Raw genomic sequence first — 24,001 nt, 5'->3', positions numbered from 1 at the left:
GTCTCGATTCCGCTCAGCGCGCCACGTAGGACTTGGACCAGTCGAACTCGACGAGTTCCTGGACACCCATCCGCTCGATCAGGGTGTGCAGTCCCGTGTAGTCGCGGACCAGCCGGCTGCGGCTCTGCTCGGCCCGGCAGTCGTGCAGCATCTCGTGACCGCCCTCGACGCCGACCAGGTCCATGATGCGGTGCCAGGTGGTGTAGTCGGTGGCCACGAAGGCCTCCAGCCCCTCGAAGAGCATGTCGCGGAAGTAGCGCTGCTTCTTCTCGTCGAGCCGGTCGTGGACGACCTCGGCGAGCACGGCGGAGATCGAGGCGTGGCAGTACTCGTCGCGGTTGTGCAGCTTGGCGGTGCTGCTGTTGATCGGCTGGATGTCCGGGTCGTCGGCGAGCAGGTCCAGGTAGGCGTTGATGGAGATCTCCGACACCGTCGCGAACGCGAGGGTGGTCAGGGACTGCTGCCAGCGCTCGTCCGCGGTGTCGCGCAGCCGCTGGTGCTCGCGTGCCGTGTGGGAGATCGGCAGGTGGTGGTCGGGCATCGCCCAGCCGCGCTTGCGCCGGGTGACGGCGCTGGCGTTGAGGTGCATCAGCGTGTGGTACTGCTCGTCGACCATCGCCTGGGCCAGCGAGATGTTGAGCGCCTCGTCCTGGAGCTCGGGGTACTCACCCTCCATGACCAGCGCGAAGGCGGGGTTGGCCACCTTCTGCTCGGCCATGATGGTGTGCCGGTTGTAGGCGATCCAGGCCCAGCTCAGCAGCTGGGTCCGCTTCTCGGGGTCGAGGGCCCGGTAGGTGGGGTGGTCGTGGAACGGCAGGATCCGCTCGGGGTAGTCGGGGCGGTCGAGCTCGAACAGGTCGTCGAGGTTCGGCTCGTCGCGCTTGACGGTGGCACGCCGGTGCCAGTTCCCGACCAGGCGGCGGATGACGGCGCTCTCGATCTGGTCGTCGGGGTCGTGGCGGGGTACGCCCTCGGGCAGTCCCCGGAGCTCTTCCGGCAGCCCGGTGGGGAACTGCTCGTCCTGAACCGGCGCGATCCGGTCGTCAGTCATGCGTGGGCCTCACGTGATCGGTTGCTGTCCCGGTGCGTGTGCCACCGGTGACGGGGTGACTGGTGACGGGTGCGCGGTGTCAGCGCTGGGCGGCGATCCAGTAGCGGGTGAGGTGGCGCCGCTTGTCCGTGTAGGCCGAACGGGCGTGCACCATGCGCTGGTTGTCCCACACCAGGACGTGGTTCTCGGGGATGAGCACCGACACGCGGTGCTCCCGGAAGAAGGCTTCGGCCTGTTCCGCGAGGTGGATGCCGAAGCTGCCGAGCGGCAGTCGCTCCGCGTCGACGGAGGCGTCGACCGGCGGGTCGTACTGGCCGGTGGTCAGCAGGTTGTAGCTGAAGCGGAGGATCTCCTGGCCACTGTCGGTGACGTCGACGACGGGGCGGCGGACTCCTTCGGTGCCGACTCCTCCGGTGTTGTGCCCGACCCACTCGACGTGGCGCTCGTACAGGGCGGCCCGGTCGCGGTCGGGCAGCGAGGCGACGAACTGCCGCATGTCGGCGAGTTCGGTGTGACCGCTGCCGCAGGTGGCCTGGACCCGGCAGTGCAGGGCCAGGTAGGTGGGCGGCGGGTTCCAGCCCGGTGCTTCGGTGTGCACCAGGATCGTGTTGACGCTCTTCGAGTAGCGGCGCTCCTCGAAACCCGGAGCGGCCTTCACCTGGTAGCGCAGCGAGCCGTCGTACTGCGGAATCAGGTCACCGAAGGCGCCGACGGCGGCAGCCGCCTCCTCGTCCGTGCCGATCCCCTCGAGCAGCGTATACCCCTGCTCTGCAAGTTCCCGGGTGTGCACATCAAGGGCCGTAGACATGTAGGACTCCCCCATCCTTGATCGAAACGGGTCGGCCGACGACCGGTCGAGACCCATCGGTCGGCGTACCCGGAGTGATCATCCGTGAGCGGTGGGTGGAGCCGCAACGGGCCACATTGTGAGATGACTCACGGAACCAAATGTACGTGCCACGTTTCTCGTCGCTGGGCGTTCCCGCAGGTGAATGGGAGTCAAACAGGCGTATGCGGACCCGAGTTGATATCTCCCGACCGGGGCATTGCGTCCGGTTGGCGTGCACCGCACGGCGAATATCGGCATCCGTCCCGCAACGCCCCGGGCGGCTCCCGCGCCGCCCCGAGCGCGTCGTCGCAGAGCCGGGCCGCGGTGCCCCGGGTCGCCCGGCGCCCCACCGGTCCGCACATGAGCGTCTGCAAAGAGACCGGAGCCGTGGCCGGTCGTCGCCGTCGCGGACGGTGAGCCGACCATCCGGATTCGGTCACCGATTCGCAACAGATGCCGCCGGGCGGCGTCGAACGAGGTGGGGGTGGCTGAATATGAGTCCTCAAGCTGACGCGGCTACGCAGTAGTCGCCGCCACCGCATCGGGGGACACATCGTGATGACCGCAGGCCGCTCCAGACCGATCGCGCTCCGGACGCTCACCCTGGCCGCCTGCGTGGCCGGCGTCGTGACGCTCACCGGCTGCTCTCCCGACGTGCCCGCGTCGGGCGGCAAGGCGACGCCGGCCGCCACGGCCTCGCCGGCGGGGAGCAAGCAGGCCACCGCCGGGGCCTCGCCCTCGCAGGCCGCCGGGAAGGCCTCGCCCGCCGCGGGCGGCAAGTCCACCACTCCCCCGGCGCCTGCGGGTACACCCGCGACCCCCGGCGCGAAGGCGTCCTCCGGTGCCGGGGGTGAGGACGACGGCTGCGACCACAAGATGCCGATCTCGCCGGACGAGATCGCCGTGTACCGCTACACACCGGAGGGCGGGTCCCTGAGCCTGATCTTCCGGCACGGCAACTGGGGTTGCGGCACACCGGACTCGGACGGCGCACCCTTCGAGACGGTCGGCAAGGAGACCTACCTGCCCATGGACCAGGCCGCCTACGTCACCGTCACCGACCCCATCGTCGCGAGCACCGAGAACCAGCCCATCGGCGTGCAGGAGTTCCTCGACTGGCTGGAGGCGCACCCCGACAGCGGCTTGGTGTTCCGGTACCACCTCGGCGAGGACGGGGCCATCGACCGGCTGGAGCAGGTCTTCACACCCTGAACGGATACCTCGGGGGACCCCGGCCGGCCTCGGCGGGGCACCGGGGTCGGCGGTCCCTCGGGGCCGCCGGTCAGTCCCGTTCCGTCGTCGGGATCACCACCATCCGGGTCACCTTCCCGTCGTCGCCGGTCACGTCGCGCACATGCCGGAAGCCCAGGCGCCGGCACATCGCGAGACTGGCCGCGTTGTCGGCGCCGACCATGCCGTAGGCCTCCTTCAGGCCGAGGTTGTCGGCGGCGTGACGCAGCAGTCCGCGGACCACCTCGGTGCCCAGGCCCCGGCCCCAGTAGGGGGGCGCCAGGGCGGCGATCAGTTCGTGTCCGTCGACGTTGCCCGTCTTCTTCACCTCCGCGTGCCCGATGAACGTCTCCGACTCCCAGATCCCCCACACGTCGAACATCCGCTTGGGGTAGACGTCGGTGAGGATGGCGCGGAACAGCGTGCGGATGTCCGCCTCGGGCACGCGGTCCTGGCCCATCCAGCGGCAGACCTCCTCGTCGCGCAGCAGCTCCACGAAGTGGTCCTCGTCCTCGGGTCGGTAGGGGCGGAAGGTGAGTCGTTCGGTGTGCAGGACCGGCGTCATGAGGGCTCCTCGGGAGTTGCGGGCCGGGCGGGCGGGGCCGGGCCGGGGCGTGTCGCCGCAGGGCGCGCCCCGGCCCGGTCCCGCGCTGGTGCGTCAGGCTTCGGCGTTCTCCATGCGCTCCCGCAGACTGCGCGGGCGCATGTCGGTCCAGACCTCGTCGACGTAGGCGGAGCACTCGGCCTCGGTGCCCTCCTTGCCGACGGGCTGCCAGCCGGCGGGCACCTCGATGTCGACGGGCCACAGCGAGTACTGGTCCTCGTCGTTGCGCAGCACCTGGTAGCGGGTGTTCTCGTCCATGTCTGTCGGTCTCGCTCTCTGGGTCCGGTACGGGTGGGTGGTGGTGCGGTCGGGGGCGGGTCGGTCCGGGGGTGCCGGCGGTGGGGCACGGCCCACGGGGCGGGGGGTCACCGGCGCTCGCGGGCGTGGTGGGCGATGTGGCGCAGCGCCCGGGCGAAGTCCTCGGCGACCCGGCGCACGGTGTCGGTGGCGTGCAGGGCGGGCCGGTGGTGCCAGGTGAAGGACAGCCGGCCGCGCTGGACGGCGCCGACGATCTCCAGCGGGTGGGAGCCGCTGTCGCGTGGGTCGTGGTGCCGTCCGAACGAGCCGTGCTCGGCGCGGACCAGGCCGTCCCCGGGGTTCTCCGGGCGGGAGTCCCACTGTCCGAGGTAGTTGAAGACGACCTGCCCCTGTCCGGCGCGTCCCAGGCGCTCGCGCACCTCGGGCGGGCCGAAGGTGCGCAGCGCGCCGAAGCCGAGGCCGTTGCCGGGTACGGCGCGCAGCTGGCGGCGTACCGACTTCACCAGGGTGCGCCAGTCGCGGTCGGGACCCGGGTCGGCGGGGTCGGGGACCTGGAGGGCGACCGGGTGGACGGTGGTGAACCAGCCGACCGTGCGGGTCAGGTCGACGTCGTCGAGGACGTCCTCGCGGCCGTGTCCCTCCATGTCGAGGCGGACCTCCTCGCGGCCGGTCCAGCGGGCCAGGGCGAGGGCGAGGGCGGCGAGGAGCACGTCGTTGACACGGGTGCGGTAGGCGGTCGGCGCGGCGCGCAGCAGCGCCTCGGTGTCCGCCTCGTCCAGTTCGACGGTGAGGGTGTCGACGGCGCCGGTGCCGGGTCCCTCCGGCGTTTCGGACGGGAGCGGCTCGGTGTCCACCGCGCGTTCCCAGTAGGGCAGTTCGTGATCGAGGGCTCCGGAGGCGACGTGTGCGGCGAGACCGCGGGACCAGTCGCGGAAGGACGTGGTGCGTTCGCCCAGTGTGACCGCTTCGCCCTGGACGGCCTGCCGGTAGGCGGCCTCCAGGTCGTCGCGCAGGATGCGCCAGGACACGGCGTCCACGACCAGGTGGTGACCGACCAGGAGCAGGAGGTCCGGCCGGTCGGCGGCGCCGGTGAACAGGGCCGCACGGAGCAGTGGGCCGCGCGCGAGGTCGAATCCGGTGTGCAGGGCGTCGGCGGCCTTCTCCATCGCCGCGTCGGCGTCGGCGGAGGTGCGTCCGCCGAGGTCGTGACGGATCAGGAGCCCGCCGCGGTCGGTGTCGGCCGGCGGCGGGTTGAACTGGCGCCAGCCGTCCTGGCCGGCGGTGAAGCGCATGCGCAGGGCGTCGTGGTGGTCGAGCAGGGCGTTCAGTGCCGTCTCCAGCGCGGTGGCGTCCACGCCGGGGGCGAGTTCCACCAGCAGGGACTGGTTGAAGTGGGCGTGGCTGGCGCGCGGGCTGCTCAGGAACCAGTCCTGGATGGGGGTGAGCGGCACCTCCCCGCTCACCGCTTCGTCCCCGGCGTGCAGGGGCGCGGCGGTGACCACGCCGGCCAGTTCGGCGAGGGTCTGGTGGGTGAAGAGGTCACGGGTCGTCAGGTGCAGCCCGTCGCGCCGCAGCCGGGAGACGACCTGCATGCTGAGGATGGAGTCGCCGCCGAGGTGGAAGAAGTTGTCGTGCGCCCCGACGTCGGCCACGCCGAGGACGTCGGCCCAGATGCGGGCGATGCGGCGTTCGGTGTCGGTGCGCGGCGGCGTGTGCGGGCCGGTGGCGGTGTGCGCGGGCCCGGGTTCGGGGAGCGCGTTGCGGTCGGTCTTGCCGTTCGGGGTGAGCGGCAGCCGTTCCAGCGGCACGAACGCCGAGGGGATCATGTGCGCCGGGAGCAGTCCGGCGAGGTGGTCGCGCAGCTCGGGCACCGGCAGGGTGTCCGGGCTGCCGTCGGCGGGGACGAGGTAGGCGACCAGCCGGGCGCCGGAGCGGCCGTCCGGGTCGCTGCCGCCGGCGCGGACGGTGACCACCGCGTCGCGCACCAGCGGGCTGCCGCGCAGCGCGCTCTCGATCTCGCCGGGTTCGATGCGGAAGCCGCGCAGTTTGAGCTGGGCGTCGGCGCGTCCGGCGAAGCGCAGGTCGCCGTTCGCGTCCCAGCGGGCGCGGTCACCCGTGCGGTACATGCGCTCGCCGGAGGCGCCGAACGGGTCGGCGACGAAGCGGGACGCGGTCAGGCCGGGCCGGTGGAGGTAGCCGCGGGCCAGGCCGGGTCCGGACACGTAGAGGTCGCCGGTGACGCCGGGCGGGACGGGGCGCAGGGCGGCGTCGAGGACGTGGACGCGGGTGGCGGCGGCCGGGCGCCCGATGGGCGGGGCGCCCGCGCCCGGGGTGAGCGGGCCGGTCCAGGTGGCGACGACGGTGGCCTCGGTCGGACCGTACGAGTTGATCATCCGCCGGCCGGGGGCCCACCGTTCGACGAGGTGGGCGGGGCAGGCCTCGGCGCCGACGATGAGGGTGCGCAGGTGCGGCATGGTGTCGGCGGCCTGCGGGTCGACCGTCGCGAGGGCGGCCGGCGGGATGAGGGTGTGGCTGACGCGCCGCCCCGCGAGGGTCTCGGCGAGGCGTTCGCCGACGAGAGGGCCCTCCTCCCCGGTGAGCAGGGTGGCTCCGCTGAGCAGGGACACGCACAGCTCCAGCACCGAGGCGTCGAAGCTGGGTGAGGCGAACTGCAGGACCCGGTCGCCGGGGCCCGCGTCGTAGCGCTCGGCGGCCCCCGCGGCGAAGGCGGCGAGGCCGCGGTGCGTCACCGTGACGCCCTTGGGGGTGCCGGTGGAGCCGGACGTGTAGATCACGTAGGCCGGGTGGTCGACGGTCAGCGGGGAGGTGCGGTCGGCGTCCGTGGGCGCGGTGTCCGGGCCGTCGGCGTCCCGCACGGCGGCCGGGTCGTCCAGGACGAGCCAGGCGCCGGCGTCGCGGAGCATGAACTCCCGGCGCTGCTGCGGGTAGTCGGGGTCGACGGGCAGGAAGGCGCCGCCGGCCTTGGTGACGGCGAGCTGCGCCACGACCGTCTCCGCGCTGCGGGGCAGGGCCAGCGCCACGATCCGCTCGGGTCCCACGCCCCGGGCGATGAGGTGATGGGCCAGCCGGTTGGCGGCGCGTTCGACGTGCGCGTACGTCAGCTCCCGGCCGTCGGCGTCGGCCAGGGCGACGGCGTCGGGGGTGTGGGCGGCCTGTCGTTCGAACAGCTCGGGCAGGGTCGCCGCCGGGATCGGCCGGGCGGTGGCGCGGCCCTGGTCGAGCACGGCCTTGAGGGTCTCGTCGGTGGCGAGGGGCAGGGCGCCCAGGGGCCGGTCGGGGTTCTCGGCGACGGCGGTCAGCAGGGTGCCGAGCTGGTCGGCCATGCGTTCGACGGTGGCCGTGTCGAACAGGTCGGTGTTGTAGGTGAGGACGCCGTGCAGTTCGCCGGTGCCGGTCTCGGCGAACTCCAGGGTGAGGTCGAACGCGGCGTGCCGCAGCTCGCTGTCGACGTCGGTGACCTCCAGGCCGGGCAGGTCGAGGGCGGCGGCCGGGGCGTTCTGGAGGACGACCATGACCTGGAACAGCGGGGTGCGACTGGTGTCGCGGACCGGCTGGACCTCGTCCACGACCTGCTCGAACTGCGCCTCCTGGTGGGCGAAGGCGTCCAGGACGGTGCCGCGGACCTCGTCGAGGAACTCGAGGAACGGGCGGTCGGGCCTGACGCGCGAGCGCAGCACGAGCGTGTTCACGAAGAACCCGACGAGGTGCTGGACCTCGGCGCGGTCGCGGCCGGAGGTGACCGTGCCGACGGTGATGTCCTCACCGCCGGTCAGCCGGGCCAGGTAGGCCTGGGCGGCGGCGACGAGGGTGGTGAACAGGGTCGCCTGCCGGTCGCGGCCCACCCGGGCGAGGCGGCGGGTCGTCTCGCGGGGCAGGGAGAGCCGTACGGAGGCGCCGTGATGGGTGCGCACGGCCGGACGGGGCCGGTCGGTGGGCAGGTCCAGCGTCTCCAGCCCGGCCAGGTGCTCCTTCCAGTACGTGAGGTGATCGTCCGTGCCGCGTCCGCGCTGCCAGTGCGCGTAGTCGGCGTACTGCACCGGCAGCGGCGGCAACGCGCCTGTCTGCGCGCCCAGTTCGGTGCGGTAGAAGTGGGCGAGGTCGCCCGTGAGCACGCCGGTGGACCAGCCGTCGGTGACGATGTGGTGCAGGGTCAGCGTCAGGACGTGCTCGTCGTCCGCGAGCCTGATCAGGCCCGTGTGCAGGAGCGGGCCGCGCCGCAGGTCGAAGGTGCGGGCGCGTTCGGCGTCCAGCAGCTCCGCGAGCAGGGCGTCGCGTTCGCCGCCCGTGAGCTGCGAGAGGTCGTGCAGGGTCAGCGGCACGTCCCCGGCCGGGTGGACGATCTGTACACCGTGGCCGTCGACCGCGTCGAAGGTGGTGCGCAGCGCCTCGTGCCGCTCGATCAGGGCGCGCAGGGCCGCGGTGAGGGCGGGCACGTCGAGCCGGCCGCGCAGCCGCAGGGCCAGCGCGGTGACGTACTCGCCGGATCCCGGCGCGAACTCCTCCAGGAACCAGAGGCGTTGCTGGGCGTACGACATCGGGGCGGGCGTGTCCCGGGTGACCGGGCGGATCGCGACGGGGGCGGAGTCGGCGGGGCGTTCCTCGGTGAGCAGGGCGGCGAGGGCCTCGGGGGTCGGGTGGGTGAACACCGCGCGCGGGGACAGTTCGGTGCCGAACGCCTCGGCCAGGCGGACGGCCAGCCGGATGCTGAGGATGGAGTCACCGCCCAGCTGGAAGAAGTCGTCCCGCACGCCGGGGCGCGGCACGGACAGGACGTCGGCGAAGATCTCCACCGTGCGGCGCTCCGCGTCGGTGCGCGGCTCGGCCCGCTCGCCTTGCGACGCGCCGCTCACGGGTTCCGGCACGGGCAGGGCCGCCCGGTCGACCTTGCCGTTGCGGCTGAGCGGCAGCGCGGGCAGGACGACGAACGCCGACGGCACGAGGTAGTCCGGCAGGGAGCTCCGGGCGAACTCCCGCAGGGCGGAGATGTCTTCGGTGCCGACCACGTAGGCCACCAGGCGGCGGCTGCCGGGCCGGTCCTCGCGGGCCAGCACCGTCACGTCGGTGACGCCGGGGTGGCCCGCGAGGACCGCCTCGACCTCACCCGGCTCGACGCGGAAGCCGCGGATCTTCACCTGGTCGTCGGCGCGGCCGAGGAACTCCACGGTGCCGTCGGGGCGGCGGCGGACCAGGTCGCCGGTGCGGTACATGCGGCTGCCGGCCGGGCCGGCCGGGTCGGCGAGGAAGCGGGCCGCGGTGTCCCCGGGGCGGCCCAGGTAACCGCGAGCCACACCCTCGCCGGCGAGGTACAGCTCACCGGCGCAGCCGGGAGGCACGGGCCGCAGCCGGCCGTCGAGGACGTGGACGCGCATGTCGTCGAGCGGGTGGCCGATGGGCACGGTGTCCGGGACGGCGGCCGCGTCGGTGAGGGCGAACGACGTGGCGAACGTCGTCGTCTCGGTGGGGCCGTAGCCGTCGACGACGGTCAGGTCCGGGCAGGCGGCCAGGACGCGGCGTACGGCGGCGGCCGGTACGACGTCGCCGCCGGTCCAGACCTGGCGCAGTCCGGTGAAGCAGTCCGGGGCGTCCTGCGCGAGGAGCCGGAACAGGCCGGCGGTCAGCCACAGCGCGCTCAGGCCGGTGTCGCGGACCAGCTGCCGCAGCAGCGCGGCGTCCAGCGGCCGCGTGGGAGCGACGACGACGCACCCGCCGGTGAGCAGCGGCGCCCACACCTCGAAGGTGGCGGCGTCGAAGGCCACCGGGGAGTGCAGCAGCACCCGGTCGCACACGCCGCCGGTGAAGCGGCCGTCGGTGGCCAGGGCGGCCACGTCGCGATGGCGTACGGCGACCGCCTTCGGCTCGCCCGTCGATCCGGAGGTGAACATCACGTAGGCGAGCCGGTCGGGGTCCGCGGGTACGGCGGGGGGCGCGTCCGGCACGGGGGTGCGGGCGGCGGTGACGTCGTCTGCGGACAACCGGACGGTCGCGCCCGCGCGTTCGATCAGCGTGCGGCGCCGGTCCTCGGGGGCGCGGGCGTCCACGGGCACGTAGGCGCCGCCGGCCTTGAGGACGGCGAGCTGGGCGACGACGAGTTCGGCGCCGCGGTCCATCAGCAGGGCCACCCGGTCCTCGGCGCGCAGTCCACCGGCGAGCAGCCGGGAAGCCACCGCGTCGGACCACTCGTCGAGTTGACGGTACGTCAGGTGTGTGTCGCCGTCGCGCAGGGCGGGCGCTTCGGGGGTGCGGCGGGCCTGCTCGGCGAACAGGGCGACGGGGCTGCTGGGTTCGGCCCGGCGGGCGGTGGTGTTCCACCGGTCCAGCAGGGCGCGGTCGTCCTCGGTCAGCGCCTCCAGGCCGGTCACATCCGTATCGGTCTTCAGGGCGTCGGCGAGGGCGCGCAGGACGACCGTGAGGCGGTCCGCGAGGCGTTCGGCGGTGTCCGTGTCGAACAGGCCGTCGTCGTAGGCGAGGTCGAGGCCGAGGCGGTCGCCGAGGTGGGCGCGCAGGCACAGCGGGAAGGTGGGCGCGTCCTCGGCGCGCACCTCCTCGACCTGGACGCCCGTGCGGGCGGTGGCGGACTCGTCGACGGGGTAGTTCTCGAACACCACCATGCTGTCGAACAGCGCCTCGCCGGCCGGGATCTCGCTCAGCGCCTGGATGCGGGGCAGGGCGAGGTGGTCGAAGCGGCGGGTGTCGCTCTGGTGCTCCTGCACCGCGCGCAGCCAGGACGCCGCTCCCCTGCCCGTGACTCGGACGCGGGTGGGCACGGTGTTGATGAACATGCCGATCATCGACTCCACGCCGGGCAGTTCGGCCGGGCGCCCGGAAACGGTGGTGCCGAACACGACGTCGTCGCGTCCGCTGTGGCGGGCCAGGAGCAGCGCCCAGGCGCCCTCGATGACGGTGTTCACCGTGAGTCCGGCCCGGGCGGCGCTCTGCCGCAGCCGCGCCGACAGGCTCTCGTCCAGTCGCCGGCTGGTGAGGGCGGCGGCGCGGGCGCGGTGCTCCTCGGCCGGCGTGCGGTCGTAGGGCAGCGGGGTGCGGACGGTGAAGCCGGCGAGGGTGTCGGTCCAGTGGGTCTCGGCGGCGGCCTCGTCCTGGTCGTGCAGCCAGCGCAGGAAGTCGGCGAACGGGCGCCTGACCGGTGCGGGGGCCGCCCGGCCGCCGGTGAGGGCGGCGTAGCGCTCGCACACCTCGGTGAGCAGCTGGCCGGTGCTCCAGCCGTCCAGGATCAGGTGGTGGGAGGACCACAGCAGCAGGACCTCGTCGCCGGGCAGCGCGGCCAGGGTGATGCGGGTGAGGGGTGCGGTGGTCAGGTCCATGCCGGTGGCGCGGTCGGCGGCCAGCAGGTCCTCGGTGGCCGTCGCGCGCTCCTCGGACGTGAGGTGTCGCCAGTCCAGGTGGGTGACGGGCAGCTCGACCTGCCGGTGGACGACCTGCACGGGGTGCGGCAGGCCCTGCCAGTGGACGCTGGTGCGCAGGGCCTCGGTGCGGTCGGCGACCTGCTGCCAGGCGGCGGCGAAGCGCCGCGGGTCACTCACGCCGGACAGGCGGACGGCCACGCGGTCGGAGTAGGCGCCCGCCGTGTCCACCAGGCCGTGGAAGAGCATGCCGGCCTGCAACGGGGTGAGCGGCAGGACGTCGGCCACGTGCCGGCCGTCGCCCACGAGGCGGTCCAGCTCCGGTTGGCCGAGCCCGGCCAGCGGGAAGTCGGACGGGGTGCGGCCGCCCGCGTCGGGGCGGGCGCAGTGGGCCGCTATCTCGCGCAGCGCCGCGCACATCTCCTCGGCGAGGGTGCGGACGGTGGCCTCGTCGTAGACGGCCGGCGGGTAGGTCCAGCCGAGTTCGAGCCGGCCGTCCTGCACCACGCCGGTGATGTCCAGCAGGTAGGGCCGGGGGGCGTCGGGGTCGGTGTCGGAGCCGGCCGGGGGCAGGGCGGCGGCGTACAGGCCGCTGCCGCCCGCGTCGGCGTCCCACTGGCCGTGGTAGTTGAAGCCGATCCGGGGTGCCGGGGCGCCGACCAGCGGGCTGTCGGGCAGCAGGTGGCGCAGGGCGCCGTGGCTCAGGCCGTGCAGGGGCACGGCGCGCAGCTGCTCCTTGACCGAGCGGAGGGTGTCGTGCCAGCCGGCGTCGGCGGCGACGGTCAGCGCGAGCGGGAACTCGGCGGTGAACCAGCCGACCGTCCGGGACAGGTCCAGGTCGTCGAAGAGGTCCTCGCGGCCGTGGCCCTCCACGCCGACCAGCACGCGGTCGCGTCCGCACCAGCGGGCCAGGGTGCGGCCGAGGGCGCTGAGCAGGACGTCGTTGACCTGGGTGCGGTAGACCTCGGGGACCTGGCGCAGCAGGGCGTCGGTGGTCTCCGGCTCCAGTTCCACGGTGACCGTGGCGGCGGTGCCGTGGGTGTTGGGTCCGGGACGGCCCGCGGGCAGGTCGGCGGGGGCCTCGGCGGTGCGCCGCCAGTGGGCGAGGTCGCCGTCCAGGGCGCCGGAGCGGGTGTGGGCCTCCAGCCGCGCCGCCCAGTGGCCGTAGGCGGTGGTGGCCGGCGGCAGCTCGACGGGCTGTCCGGCGGCGGCCTGCCGGTGGGCGGCCTCCAGGTCGGCCAGGAGGATCCGCCAGGAGACGCCGTCGACGGCCAAGTGGTGCACGATGAATAGGAGTTGGGCTGCGGCGTGCGGACCTCGGTCGAGGAGGAGAACGCGCGCCGTCCGGCCCTCGGTGGGGTCGAGGGCGGCGCGGGCCTCGTCCGCGAGGCGGGCCGCCTCGGTCTCCAGGGCGGGGCCGTCGAGGCCGGTCACGTCGTGCAGGGTGACGGTGCCGTCCGGGACGCCGGGCAGGACCTCCTGGCGCCAGCCGTCCTCGGTGCGGCGGAAGCGGGTGCGCAGCGCGGGGTGGTGGCCCACGACGGCGTCCACGGCGGTGCGCAGGGCGGACAGGTCGGTGCCGGGGGCGAGTTCGAGGCGCTGGGACATGGTGAAGCGCAGCGGGTCGCCGGGGGCGCGGCCGTCGAGGTACCAGTGCTGGATGGGGGTGAGCGGGGCCTCGGCGGGGGCGGTGGTGTCGGTGGTGACGGGCGCGAACTCGGTGACGCGCAGGGCGAGTTCGGCGACGGTCTGATGGCGGAAGACGTCCTTGGTGGTCAGCGCGAGACCGGCCTGGCGGGCCCGGGAGACGATCTGGATGCTGAGGATCGAGTCGCCGCCGAGCGCGAAGAAGTTGTCGCGCGCGCCGACCCGTTCGACGCGCAGGACATCGGCCCAGATCGTGGCCAGCGTCTGTTCGGTGCCGGGGCGGGGCGCCACGTAGCCGGCGGTGGTGTCGGGCTGCGCGGGCGGGGCGGGCAGGGCACGCCGGTCGGTCTTGCCGCTGGTGGTGCGCGGGATCCGGGTCAGCGGCACGAACGCCGCTGGGACCATGTGGTCCGGCAGGGTGCGGCGGAGGGCGAGGCGCAGTTCGTCGGCGTCCGGGGCGGTGTCCCCGGTGGGCACGAGGTAGGCCACGAGCATCAGGCGGCCCGCGTGCTCGCGTGCCGTGACGACGGCGTCGGCGACGCCCGGGTGGGCGAGCAGTGCGGCCTCGATCTCGCCGGGTTCGATGCGGAAGCCGCGGATCTTGATCTGTTCGTCGGCGCGGCCCAGGAACTCCAGCAGTCCCCGGGCGTCGCGGCGAGCGCGGTCGCCGGTGCGGTACATCCGCTCCCCCGGCGCGCCGAACGGGTCGGCGAGGAACCGCGCGGCGGTCAGGCCGGGGCGGTTCAGGTAGCCGCGGGCGACCTGGGCGCCGGCGAGGTACAGCTCGCCGGGAGTGCCGGGCGGCACCGGGCGCAGGGCGCCATCGAGGACGTAGGCGCGCAGGTTGGCGCCGGGCCGTCCGATGACCGGCCGGTCGGGGCGGTCGGTGACGCGGCCGTAGGTGGCGTCGACGGTGCACTCGGTGGGGCCGTACATGTTGTAGGCGGTGACGCCGAGTTCGGCGGCGGCGCACAGCTCGCGCCAGGTCTCGGGGCCGGTCGCCTCGCCGCCGACGAGCAGGACGCGGGGGTGATGGCGGCCGGGGGCCAGCAGGCCCGCTGCGAGGAGTTCGCGCAGGAAGGACGGGGTGACGTTGACCAGGTCCAGGTTCCGGTCGGCGATCTGCGCGCAGAACGCCTCGGGGTCCAGGCGCACGTCCTCGTCGATGAGGTGCACCTCCTGGCCGAGGGCGAGCAGCAGCGGGCCCTCCCAGGAGGTGTCGAAGGAGAACGAGGCGCTGAGCGCGGCGCGCAGCCGCCGCCCGTCCGCGGTGTGCGGGGCGACGAGCCCCTCGCGGTGGTCGTGGCAGAGGTTGACCAGGTGGCGGTGTTCCACGACGACGCCCTTGGGGCGGCCGGTGGAGCCGGAGGTGTAGATCATGTACGCGGCGTGCTGCGGGAGCAGGGGGGCCGGGCGGTCGCGGTCGGTGGGGTCGTGGGCGGGCAGCCGGTCCCACGGGGTGGCGCGCAGCGTGTCGGCGGTGAGCACGACGCGCGGGTCGGCGTCCTGGAGGATCCCGGCGGCGCGTTCGGCGGGCAGATCGGGGTCGAGGTGGAGCAGGGTGCCGCCGGACTTGGCGACGGCGAGGACCGCGACCACCAGCTCGGAGGTGCGCGGCAGCCGGACGGCGACGACCCGCTCGGGTCCGGCGCCCAGGGCCAGCAGGTGGTGGGCGAGCCGGTTCGCGCGGTCGTTGAGGGCGGCGAAGTCGAGGGTGGCGTCGCGGGCGACCAGCGCGGTGGCGTGCGGGGTGCGGGCCGCCTGGGCCTCGAACAAAGCGGGGAAGGTGGTGTCCGGGACGGCGAGGTGGGCGCCCTGCCCGTCGTGGAGCACCTGCCGCCGTTCGTCGGCGGTCATCAGCTCCAGCGCCCGTACGTCGCGGTCCGGTTCCCGCACCGCCGCCTCCAGCAGCAGGCGCAGGCGGGCGGCCAGGCCGCGGACGGTGTCCTCGTCGAACAGGCCGGTGTCGTACTCCAGGTGCCCGGTGACGCCGTCGTCGCCCTCGACGAAGTCGAAGGCAAGGTCGAAGGTGGCGTGCCGGACCGGCGGCAGGAGCGGCTCGGCGTCCAGGCCGGGCAGTTCGGGTGCCTCGGCGCCCAGGTTGTGCAGGGCGACCATGACTTGGAACAGGGGGGTGCGGCTGGTGTCGCGTTCGGGCTGGAGGGCGTCCACCAGTCGTTCGAAGGGCACGTCCTGGTGGGCGAAGGCGTCCAGGACGGTGCCGCGCACCTGCTCCAGCAGCGCGCGGAACGACGTGCCGGGCCGGACCTCGTTGCGCAGCACCAGGGTGTTGACGAACATGCCGACGACGTCGTGCAGTTCGGGGCGCTCGCGGCCCGCGGTGACGGTGCCGAGGGCGAAGTCGTCCTGGTCGGCCCAGCGGGACAGCAGGACCGTGCAGCCGGCGAGGAGGGTCATGTAGAGGGTGGCGTCGGCCTCCCGGCCCCGCTCGCGCAGCCGGTCGGTCAGCTCGGCGGGCAGCGTGAAGGTCACGAGCGCGCCGTCGCGGCTGCGGACGGCGGGACGCGGCCGGTCGGTCGGCAGCTCCAGCGGCGGCACGCCGGCCAGCCGCTCGCGCCAGTGGGCGAGTTGCCGCTCGACCTGGTCGGTGCGGGCGCGCTGCCAGGTGGCGTGGTCGGCGTAGCGCACGGGCAGGCCGGGGAGTTCGGGGTCGCGGCCCTCGTGGGCGGCCGCGTACAGCTCGCCGAGGTCCCGGCCGAGGACGCCGAGGGACCAGCCGTCGGTGACGATGTGGTGGACGGCGAGGGCCAGGACGTGCTCGTCGTCCGCGATGCGGGCCAGGCGGGCGCGCAGCAGCGGCCCGGCCGCCAGGTCGAACGGTGTGGCGGCCTCATGCTCCAGCACTGCCTCCAGCGCGGTCTGCGGATCGGGGGCTGCGCCGAGGTCGTCCACGGTCAGGGCGGCCGGGTGCGGCGGGTGCACCACCTGCCGGGGCTGTCCGTCCTGCTCCGAGAAGGTGGTGCGCAGGGACTCGTGGCGGGCGACGAGGCCGTCCAGGGCGGTGCGCAGGGCTCGTTCGTCGAGCGGGCCGCGCAGGCGCAGCACGGACAGCGTCGTGTACTCGGTGCCGCCGGGCTCGAACCGGTCGAGGAACCACAGGCGTTGCTGGGCGTACGACAGCGGCGCCGGGGTCTGCGGTGCGGTCGCCGGGATCGCGTCGGCGGATGCGGCGGAGGCGTCACCCACCGGCTCGCCCAGTTCGGCGGCGAGCGCGGACACGGTGCTGTGGGTGAACAGCACGCGTGGGGACACGTCGGGGCCGAACGCGGCGCGCAGCCGGGCGGTGACGCGGACGGCGAGGATGGAGTCGCCGCCGAGCGCGAAGAAGTCGTCCCCGGCGTGCACCTCCTCGACGCCGAGGACATCGGACCAGGCGGCGGCGACGGCCCGTTCGGCCGGGGTGCGCGGTGCGGTCCGGTCGGTACCGGCGGCGTAGCCGTCCGCCGTCGGGGCGGGCAGGGCGCGCCGGTCGAGCTTGCCGTTGACGGTGAGCGGGAGGGCGTCCATCGGGACGTAGGCGGCGGGCACCATGTGGGCGGGCAGCAGCCGTTCCAGGTGGGCGCGCAGCTCGGCCGCCGGGGGTGTCGCGCCACCGGTGCCGACGACGTGCGCCACCAGACGGCGGGTGCCGGAGGCGTCCTCGAACACGCCGACGGCGGTGTCGGCGACACCGGGGTGGGCGTGCAGGGCGGCCTCGATCTCGCCGGGCTCGATGCGGTAGCCGCGGATCTTCACCTGGGCGTCCGCGCGGCCCAGGTACTCCAGGGTGCCGTCGGGCCGCCACTTCGCGCGGTCGCCGGTGCGGTACATGCGGCTGCCTGCCGGGCCGAACGGGTCGGCGAGGAACCGGGTGGCGGTCAGGCCGGGGCGGCCCAGGTAGCCGCGGGCCAGGCCCTCCCCCGCGACGTACAACTCGCCGGTCGCGCCCGGCGGCAGGGGGGCCAGGTCCGCGTCGAGCACGTAGACCCGCAGGTCGGGTATCGCGACGCCGATGGGGCTGGCGGGGCCGTGCGCGGCGGTGGCGGGGTCCAGCGGGGCGTGGGTGACGTGCACGGTGGTCTCGGTGATGCCGTACATGTTGACCAGGCGCGGCGTGTCGGCCGGGTGGCGGGCCCACCAGTCGGTGAGCCGGCCGACGTCGAGGGCCTCGCCTCCGAAGACCACCGTGCGCAGGGCGAGGCGGGCACCGGTGTCGGGGTGTTCGGCGTCGGCGCGCACCAGTGGGTAGAACGCGGACGGCGTCTGGTTGAGGACGGTGACCCCTTCGTCGGCGAGCAGCCGCAGGAAGTCCTCCGGGGAGCGGGCGGTCTCGTCGGGCACCACGACGAGCCGGCCGCCGTGCAGCAGCGGGCCCCACAGCTCCCACACGGAGAAGTCGAACGCGTAGGAGTGGAACAGCGTCCACACGTCGTCCGGGCCGAAGTCGAACCACGGGTGGGTGCGGGTGAACAGCCGCACCACGTTGGCGTGCGGGATCACGACGCCCTTGGGGCGGCCGGTGGAGCCGGAGGTGTAGATGGCGTAGGCGGGACTCTCCGGCAGGGGGCGGCGGGCCGGCTCGGGTCCGGTGGCCGGGCGCCGGGCCAGGTCGGCTTCCTCGTCCGGGGCGTCGAGGAGGACGACGGGCACACCGGTGCCGTCGACGCGGGCTGCGGTGCCGGTGGTGGTCACCAGGGTGACGGGAGACGCGTCGGTGAGGAGGTGGGCTATGCGTTCGGCGGGCGAGTTCGGATCGATCGGCAGGTAGGCGGCGCCGGTCTTCAGCACGGCCAGGACCGCGACGACCTGGTCGGTGGAGCGGGGCAGGGCGAGGGCGACGAACCGCTCGGGGCCGGCGCCGAGTTCGGCGAGCCGGTGGGCGAGGCGGCCGGCGCGGGCGTCGAGGGTCGCGTAGTCCAGGTGCTCGGCCCCGCACGTGACGGCGACGGCGCAGGGGGTGCGGGCGGCCTGTGCCTCGAACAGGTCCACCAGGGTCTCGGCGGGGCGGCCGGAGGCGGTGCCGTTCCAGTCGGTGAGGATCCGGTGGCGTTCCTCGGCCGTCGTCCAGGTCAGGGTGCGCAGCGGCTTGTCGGTGCCGTCGGCGAGCCCGGTCAAGAGTAGGCAGAGCCGGCCGGCGAGGGCGCGGACGGTGGCCGCGTCGAACAGGTCCGGGTCGTAGGCGAGGTCGAAGCCGAGGCGTTCGCCGTGGTAGGCGCGCAGGACGAGGGGGTAGTTGGTGGCGTCGCGGGAGGTCACCTCGGCCAGGCGGATCCCGGCCGTGCGGGCCTCGTCGAAGGGGTAGTTCTCGAAGGCGACCATGCTGTGGAAGAGCGGGCTGCCGGACGGCACGTCGCTCAGCTGCGTCAGCTCGGCGAGCGAGGCGGCCGCGAACCGTCTCGACTCGGCCTGCACGTCCTGGAGTTCGCGCAGCCAGGCCCCGGCGGGGCGGGCGGGGTCGACGCGGACGCGGGTGGGCACGGTGTTGATGAACATGCCGACCATCGACTCGACGCCGGGCAGGTCGTCGGGCCGTCCGGAGACGGTCGTGCCGAACAGCACGTCGTCCTGGGCGGCGTAGCGGGACAGCAGCAGCGCCCAGGCGCCCTGGACGACCGTGTTGAGGGTGAGTCCCGCTTCGCGGGCGGTGCGCGCGAGGCGGGCCGACGCCTGCGCGTCCAGGCCGGCCGTGTGCAGGGCGGCGGAGCGGGCCTGGTGGGCCTCGCGCAGGGGGCGGTCGGCGGGCAGCGGGGTGGGTTCGGCGAACCCGGCGAGGACGTTCTGCCAGTGGGCGCGGGCCGTGTCGGGGTCCTGGTCGGCGAGCCAGCGCACGTAGTCGCCGAAGGGGCGGCGCAGCGGCGGCCGGGCCTCGGCGCCCGCGGTGAGCGCGGCGTACTCCTCGCACACCTCGGTCAGCACCTGGGCGAGGCTCCAGCCGTCCAGGATCAGGTGGTGGGAGGTCCACAGCAGGTGCATCCGGGCGTCGGGCAGCCGGACCAGGGTCAGCCGCATCAGCGGCGCCGCGGCGAGGTCGATGCCCCGCGCCAGGTCGTCGGCGCGCAGCTCGGCCAGGCGCTCGGCGCGTTCCTCCTCGTCCAGATCGCGCCAGTCGAGGTGGGTGACCGGCATCCGGACGTCGCGGTGCACGACCTGGAGAGGTACGGGGACGTCCTCCCAGACGACGCGGGTGCGCAGGGCCGGGGTGCGGTCGGTGACGCGCTGCCAGGCGACGGCGAAGGCGTGCGGGTCGGCGACGCCGTCCAGGACCAGCCCGGCCTGGTCGACGTAGACGTCGTCGGGGCCGCCGACCAGCCGGTGGAAGAGCATGCCCTCCTGGAGAGGGGTGAGCGGCAGCAGATCCTCGACGTCGCGGCCGTCGCCGACGAGGCGGTCCAGGCGGTCCTGGTCGAGGCGGGCCAGCGGGAAGTCGGACGGGGTGCGGCCGCCGGCGCCGGGCAGGGCGCAGTGCTCGCTGATCGCGGTGAGCGCGTCGGTCATGCCGTCGGCGAGGGCGCGGACGGTGGCCTCGTCGTGCACCTGGTCGCTGTAGTGCCAGGTGAGGCGGAGTTCGCCGTCGGTGACCACGGCGGACACGTCCAGCAGGTGGTCCAGGGGTGTGTCCGGGGCGATGTCGCGGCCGGGTGTCTCGCCCGCCGGGGCGAAGTCGCCGCCGTCGGCGGCCTCCCACTGGCCGTGGTAGTTGAAGCTGATCTGCGGCAGCGGCACGTCCTTCAGGGCGCCGGCGGCGGGGTCGGGCGAGCCGAGGCGGGCCAGGGCCTCGTACGTCAGGCCGTGCCGGGGCACGGACCGCAGCCGCTCCTTGACCGCCTTGAGGGTGGCGCCCCAGTCGGGCGCCGTGGACGGTCCCGCGGGCGCGAGGGTGACGGGGTACTGGGCGGTGAACCAGCCCACCGTGCGGGCCAGGTCCAGCGTGTCGTCCTCGCGGCCGTGGCCTTCCAGCAGGACGGTCACCCGCTCGGCGCCCGTCCAGTCGGCGAGGACCCGGCTCAGCGCGCCGAGCAGCACGTCGTTGACCTGGGTGCGGTAGACGGCGGGCACCCGGCGCAGCAGCGCCTCGGTGGTGGCGCGGTCCACGCGGGCGTCGAGGGTGCGGACCGAGCCGGCCAGCGGGGTGCCGGGGCGGTCCAAGGGCAGCGGGGTGCGGGGCTCGGCGGCCTCGGCCGTCCAGTGCGGCAGGTCGGCGTCGAGGTCGCCGTCGCGGACCCGGCGCGCGAGGTGCGCGGCCCAGTCGGTGAAGGGTGTGGCGACGGGCTCCAGCCTGATCGCCTCTCCCCCGGCGGCCTGCCGGTAGGCGGCGGCGAGGTCGGCGAGCAGGATCCGCCAGGAGACGCTGTCCACGGCCAAGTGGTGTGCGGTGACGAAGAGTTGCGGCCGCTCGCCGGAGCGGGTGAACAGGGCGGCGCGGAGCAGGGCGCCGGTCTCCGGGTCGAGGGCGGCGCGGGCGGCCGTGGCGGCCCGTTCGCGCTCCGCCGCCGGGTCGGCGGCGCCGGAGAGGTCGTGGTGGGTGAGCAGACCGGTGGCCGGGCCCTCGCCGGGGTGTTGCCGCCAGGTGCCGCCCGAGCGGGCGAACCGGGTGCGCAGCGCCGGGTGGTGGGCGGCGAGTGCCTCCAGGGCGCGCTCCAGCGCCGGGGTGTCGAGGTCGTGCGGCAGGTCCAGCAGCATCGACATGCTGAAGTGCTTGAGCGAACCGTGGGTGGCGAAGAACCACTCCTGGACCGGGGTGAGCGGCGCCGGGCCCTCCTCGGCGGGGCGCCGGGGCGCGGGCACCTGCGCGGTGCGCACCGACGCGGCGGCGGCGAGGTCGGCGACGGTCTGGTGGCGGAAGACGTCCCGTGAGGTCAGGTGCAGCCCGGCCGCGCGGGCGCGGGAGACCGCCTGGATGCTGAGGATGGAGTCGCCGCCCAGCTCGAAGAAGTTGTCCGTGACGCCGACCCGGCGCGCACCCAGCACCTCGGTCCAGATGCGCGCGAGGGTCTCCTCCTCGGGGGTGCGCGGGGCGACGAACTCCCGCTCCTGCTCGGCCCCTTCGAAGTCGGGTGCGGGCAGGGCGCGCCGGTCGACCTTGCCGCTGACGGTCATCGGCAGGGCGTCGAGCACGGTGAAGGAGGACGGCACCATGTGGTCGGGCAGCGTCCGCCTCAGGGCCGTCCGCACCTCGCCCGGGACGGGCCGGGCCTCGGGGTCCGCGGGGACGAGATAGGCGGCGAGCCGGACGTGGCCGTGCGGGTCGGTGACGGCGACGACCGCGGCGGCGGCGATCCCGGGCAGGTCGGTCAGGGCCGCCTCGACCTCGCCGGGTTCGATGCGGTGGCCGCGCACCTTGACCTGGTCGTCGGCGCGCCCCAGGTAGTCCAGGCGCCCGTCGGCGCCCCAGCGGGCCAGGTCGCCGGTGCGGTACATGCGGGTGCCGGGCGGGCCGAACGGGTCGGGCAGGAAGCGCGCGGCGGTCAGTCCGGGCCGGCCGCTGTAGCCGCGGGCCAGTTGCACACCGGCCAGGTACAGCTCGCCGCCGACGCCGGGCGGGACGGGCCGCAGCCGCTCGTCGAGGACGTAGGCGCGCACGTTGGGCAGCGGCCGGCCCACGGTCGGCCGGCCGTCGCCGGTGATCCGGCAGGCCAGCGCGTCGACGGTGCACTCGGTGGGGCCGTAGAAGTTGTACGCGGCCACGTCCCGCCGCGCCGCCAGCTCCCGCCACAGGGCGGGGCCGACGGCCTCGCCGCCGAGCATGAGGACGCGCGGGTGGTGGCGCGGGTCGGTGAGCAGCCCGGCGGGAAGCAGCTGGCGCAGGTAGGTGGGGGTGAGGTCGAGGAAGTCGATGCGGTGCTCGACGACGTACTCGACCAGGGCGGTGGCGTCCAGCCGGGTCGTCTCGTCGACCAGGTGCAGCGGATGGCCGTCGGCCATCAGCAGCATGCCCTCCAGGGAGGTGTCGAAGGAGAACGAGGCCGTGAGCGCCACCCGCAGGGGTCCGCCGCCCGCCTCGGCGACGAAGCCTTCGCGGTGCCCCGCGAGGAGGTTCGCCGCGGACCGGTGTGTCACGGTCACGCCCTTGGGGCGGCCGGTGGAGCCGGAGGTGTAGATGACGTAGGCGGTGGTGTCGGGGTGCGGGGGCGGCAACGGGGCGTCGGCGATGGCGTCTTGCGCGTCGTACGCCTCCCGGAGCGCGGTCTCGTCGAGGACGAGTGCGGGGCGCGCGTCGTCGAGGAGGAACCGCACCCGGTCCTCGGGCAGCGCCGGGTCCAGCGGCAGGTAGCCGGCGCCGGCCTTCCAGACGGCGAGGATCGCCACGATCATGTCGGCGGTGCGCGGCAGCCGGAGGGCGACCAGGCGCTCCGGACCTGCTCCCCGCGACACGAGGTGACGGGCCAGGCGGTCGGCGCGCGCGTCGAGCGTCGCGTGGTCGAGGCGTACGTCACCGGCGACGAGAGCGAGGGCGTCCGGGGTGCGCGCCGCCTGCCGGGCGAACAGCTCGGGCAGGGTCTCCTCGGGGACCGTGAGCGCGGTGGCGTTCCAGTCGTGGGTCATCTGCCGTTCCTGCTCGGGCGAGAGCAGGGGCAGGGCGCCGAGCGGACGGTCGGGGTCGGCGGCGGCGCCGTCGAGCGTGCGCAGCAGCTGGTCCGCCATGCGGGCGGCCGTAGCGGCGTCGAAGAGGTCGGTGCGGTACTCCAGCAGGCCGGTCAGCCCGTCGCCGTCGGGCACGAACTCCACGCTCAGGTCGAAGGTGGCGGCCCGCCGGGGCAGGGCGACCGGGGAGGCGGCCAGGCCGTGCGGGTCGGGCGCGGTGGGCGGTTCCGGGTGCAGGAGGACCATCACGTCGAACAGGGGGTTGCGGCCCGCCTCTCGGGTCGCCCCGACGGCCTCGACCAGCCGCTCGAACGGCGTGTCGCCGTGCGCGAAGGCGTCGTTGACGGTGTCCGCGGCGGCGGTGAGCAGCTCCCGGAAGGTGCCGCCGGTCTCGACGCGGGTGCGCAGCGCGACGGTGTTGACGAAGAACCCGACGGCCCGTTCCAGGTCGGTGCGGCCGCGCCCCGGGGTGAGCGAGCCGACGGTGATGTCGTCCTGCCCGGACCAGCGGGCCAGCAGGGTCTGGCAGGCGGCGACCAGGGCGGTGAACAGGGTGGTGTGCCGGTCGGCCGCGAGCTGCCTGAGCCGGGCGGTGGTGGCGGCGGGGACGGTGAAGGTGTGCACGGCGCCCGCGCCGGACTCCTCGCCGCGGCGGGGCCGGTCCAGCGGCAGTTCGGGCGCGACCGCCCCGGACAGGTGCTCCTTCCAGTACGCCAGGTGCCGTTCCAGCCGGGCGCCGGACAGCTGCTCGCGCTGCCAGACGGCGAAGTCCGGATACTGCGTGGCGACCGGCGCCAGGGCCGGGCTCGCGCCCCGGGCGAGGGCGTCGTAGGCGGTGATCAGCTCGTCGAGCACGACGCCCATGGACCAACCGTCGATGACGATGTGATGGGCCGTCAGCAACAGGACGTGCGCGCCGGGTGCCTCCCGCAGGAGCAGGGCGCGCAGCAGCGGCCCGGCCTCCAGGTCGAAGGGCCGCTCGTACTCGGCGAGCAGGGCCGCCTCCAGGCCGGCGCCGGCCTCTTCGGAGAGGTCGTGCACGGGCAGCGGGAGCGGCCCGGCGGGGTGCACGGTCTGCGCGGGGGTGCCGTCGTGCTCCTCGAACGTGGTGCGCAGCGCCTCGTGCCGCGCCACCACGTGCTCCAGCGCGGCGGCCAGGGCGGTGCGGTCGAGGGCGCCGGTCAGGCGCAGCGCCACGGCGCTGTTGTAGCGCGGGTCGCCGGGGCGCAGCCGGTCCAGGAACCACAGGCGCTGCTGGGCGAAGGACAGCGGCAGCGGGCGGGTGCGGTCGGCGCGCGGGATGGCCTGCCGGGCGGCGCCGGGGGTGCCCGGGGCGGTCCGTCCGGCCAGCCGGCGGCGGAGTGCTTCCTGGAGGTCCTGCGGCAGGGCCTCGGCGCGGTTTCGCTTCGAAGACGTCATGG

Annotated in this window: 6 protein-coding genes; 1 reads left to right on the top strand and 5 read right to left on the bottom strand. The window is 74.7% G+C overall.

The features are described from left to right. Positions 1-13: 13 nt before the first annotated feature. Positions 14-1,051: an AurF N-oxygenase family protein gene (locus tag ACZ6ZN_RS18790; protein ID WP_451880158.1), complete on the bottom strand. Its 1,038-nt coding sequence runs from the start codon at positions 1,049-1,051 to the stop codon at positions 14-16. A gap of 79 nt (positions 1,052-1,130) precedes the next feature. After that, positions 1,131-1,859, bottom strand: coding sequence for a TauD/TfdA family dioxygenase (locus ACZ6ZN_RS18785; protein WP_469647545.1), 729 nt, complete (start codon positions 1,857-1,859; stop codon positions 1,131-1,133). A gap of 579 nt (positions 1,860-2,438) precedes the next feature. On the opposite strand from ACZ6ZN_RS18785, the gene ACZ6ZN_RS18780 reads away from it, so the two are divergent. Next, the gene (locus ACZ6ZN_RS18780) at positions 2,439-3,092 is read left to right on the top strand and encodes a hypothetical protein (protein WP_469648041.1); all 654 of its coding nucleotides are present in this window, start codon (positions 2,439-2,441) and stop codon (positions 3,090-3,092) included. Positions 3,093-3,162: 70 nt separating this feature from the next. Here ACZ6ZN_RS18780 and ACZ6ZN_RS18775 read toward each other — a convergent pair whose 3' ends face one another. From ACZ6ZN_RS18775 to ACZ6ZN_RS18765, 3 genes are all read right to left on the bottom strand, one after another. Next, positions 3,163-3,675 carry a GNAT family N-acetyltransferase gene (locus ACZ6ZN_RS18775; RefSeq protein WP_398111657.1) on the bottom strand — a complete coding sequence of 171 codons (513 nt, stop codon included), beginning with the start codon at positions 3,673-3,675 and terminating at the stop codon, positions 3,163-3,165. 93 nt (positions 3,676-3,768) lie between these two features. Next, a complete protein-coding gene (locus ACZ6ZN_RS18770) occupies positions 3,769-3,972 on the bottom strand; it encodes an MbtH family protein (RefSeq protein ID WP_086171982.1) in 204 nt (67 codons plus the stop codon). A 107-nt stretch (positions 3,973-4,079) separates the two neighbouring features. Then, positions 4,080-23,999, bottom strand: a complete 19,920-nt coding sequence (locus ACZ6ZN_RS18765; protein ID WP_469647543.1) for a non-ribosomal peptide synthase/polyketide synthase — start codon at positions 23,997-23,999, stop codon at positions 4,080-4,082. Positions 24,000-24,001: the final 2 nt, after the last annotated feature.

It is taken from the genome of Streptomyces sp. NPDC053665, from assembly GCF_055585285.1.
The sequence above is the reverse complement of the archived record's forward strand: the minus strand, read 5'-3'. Positions and strand labels throughout refer to the sequence as shown.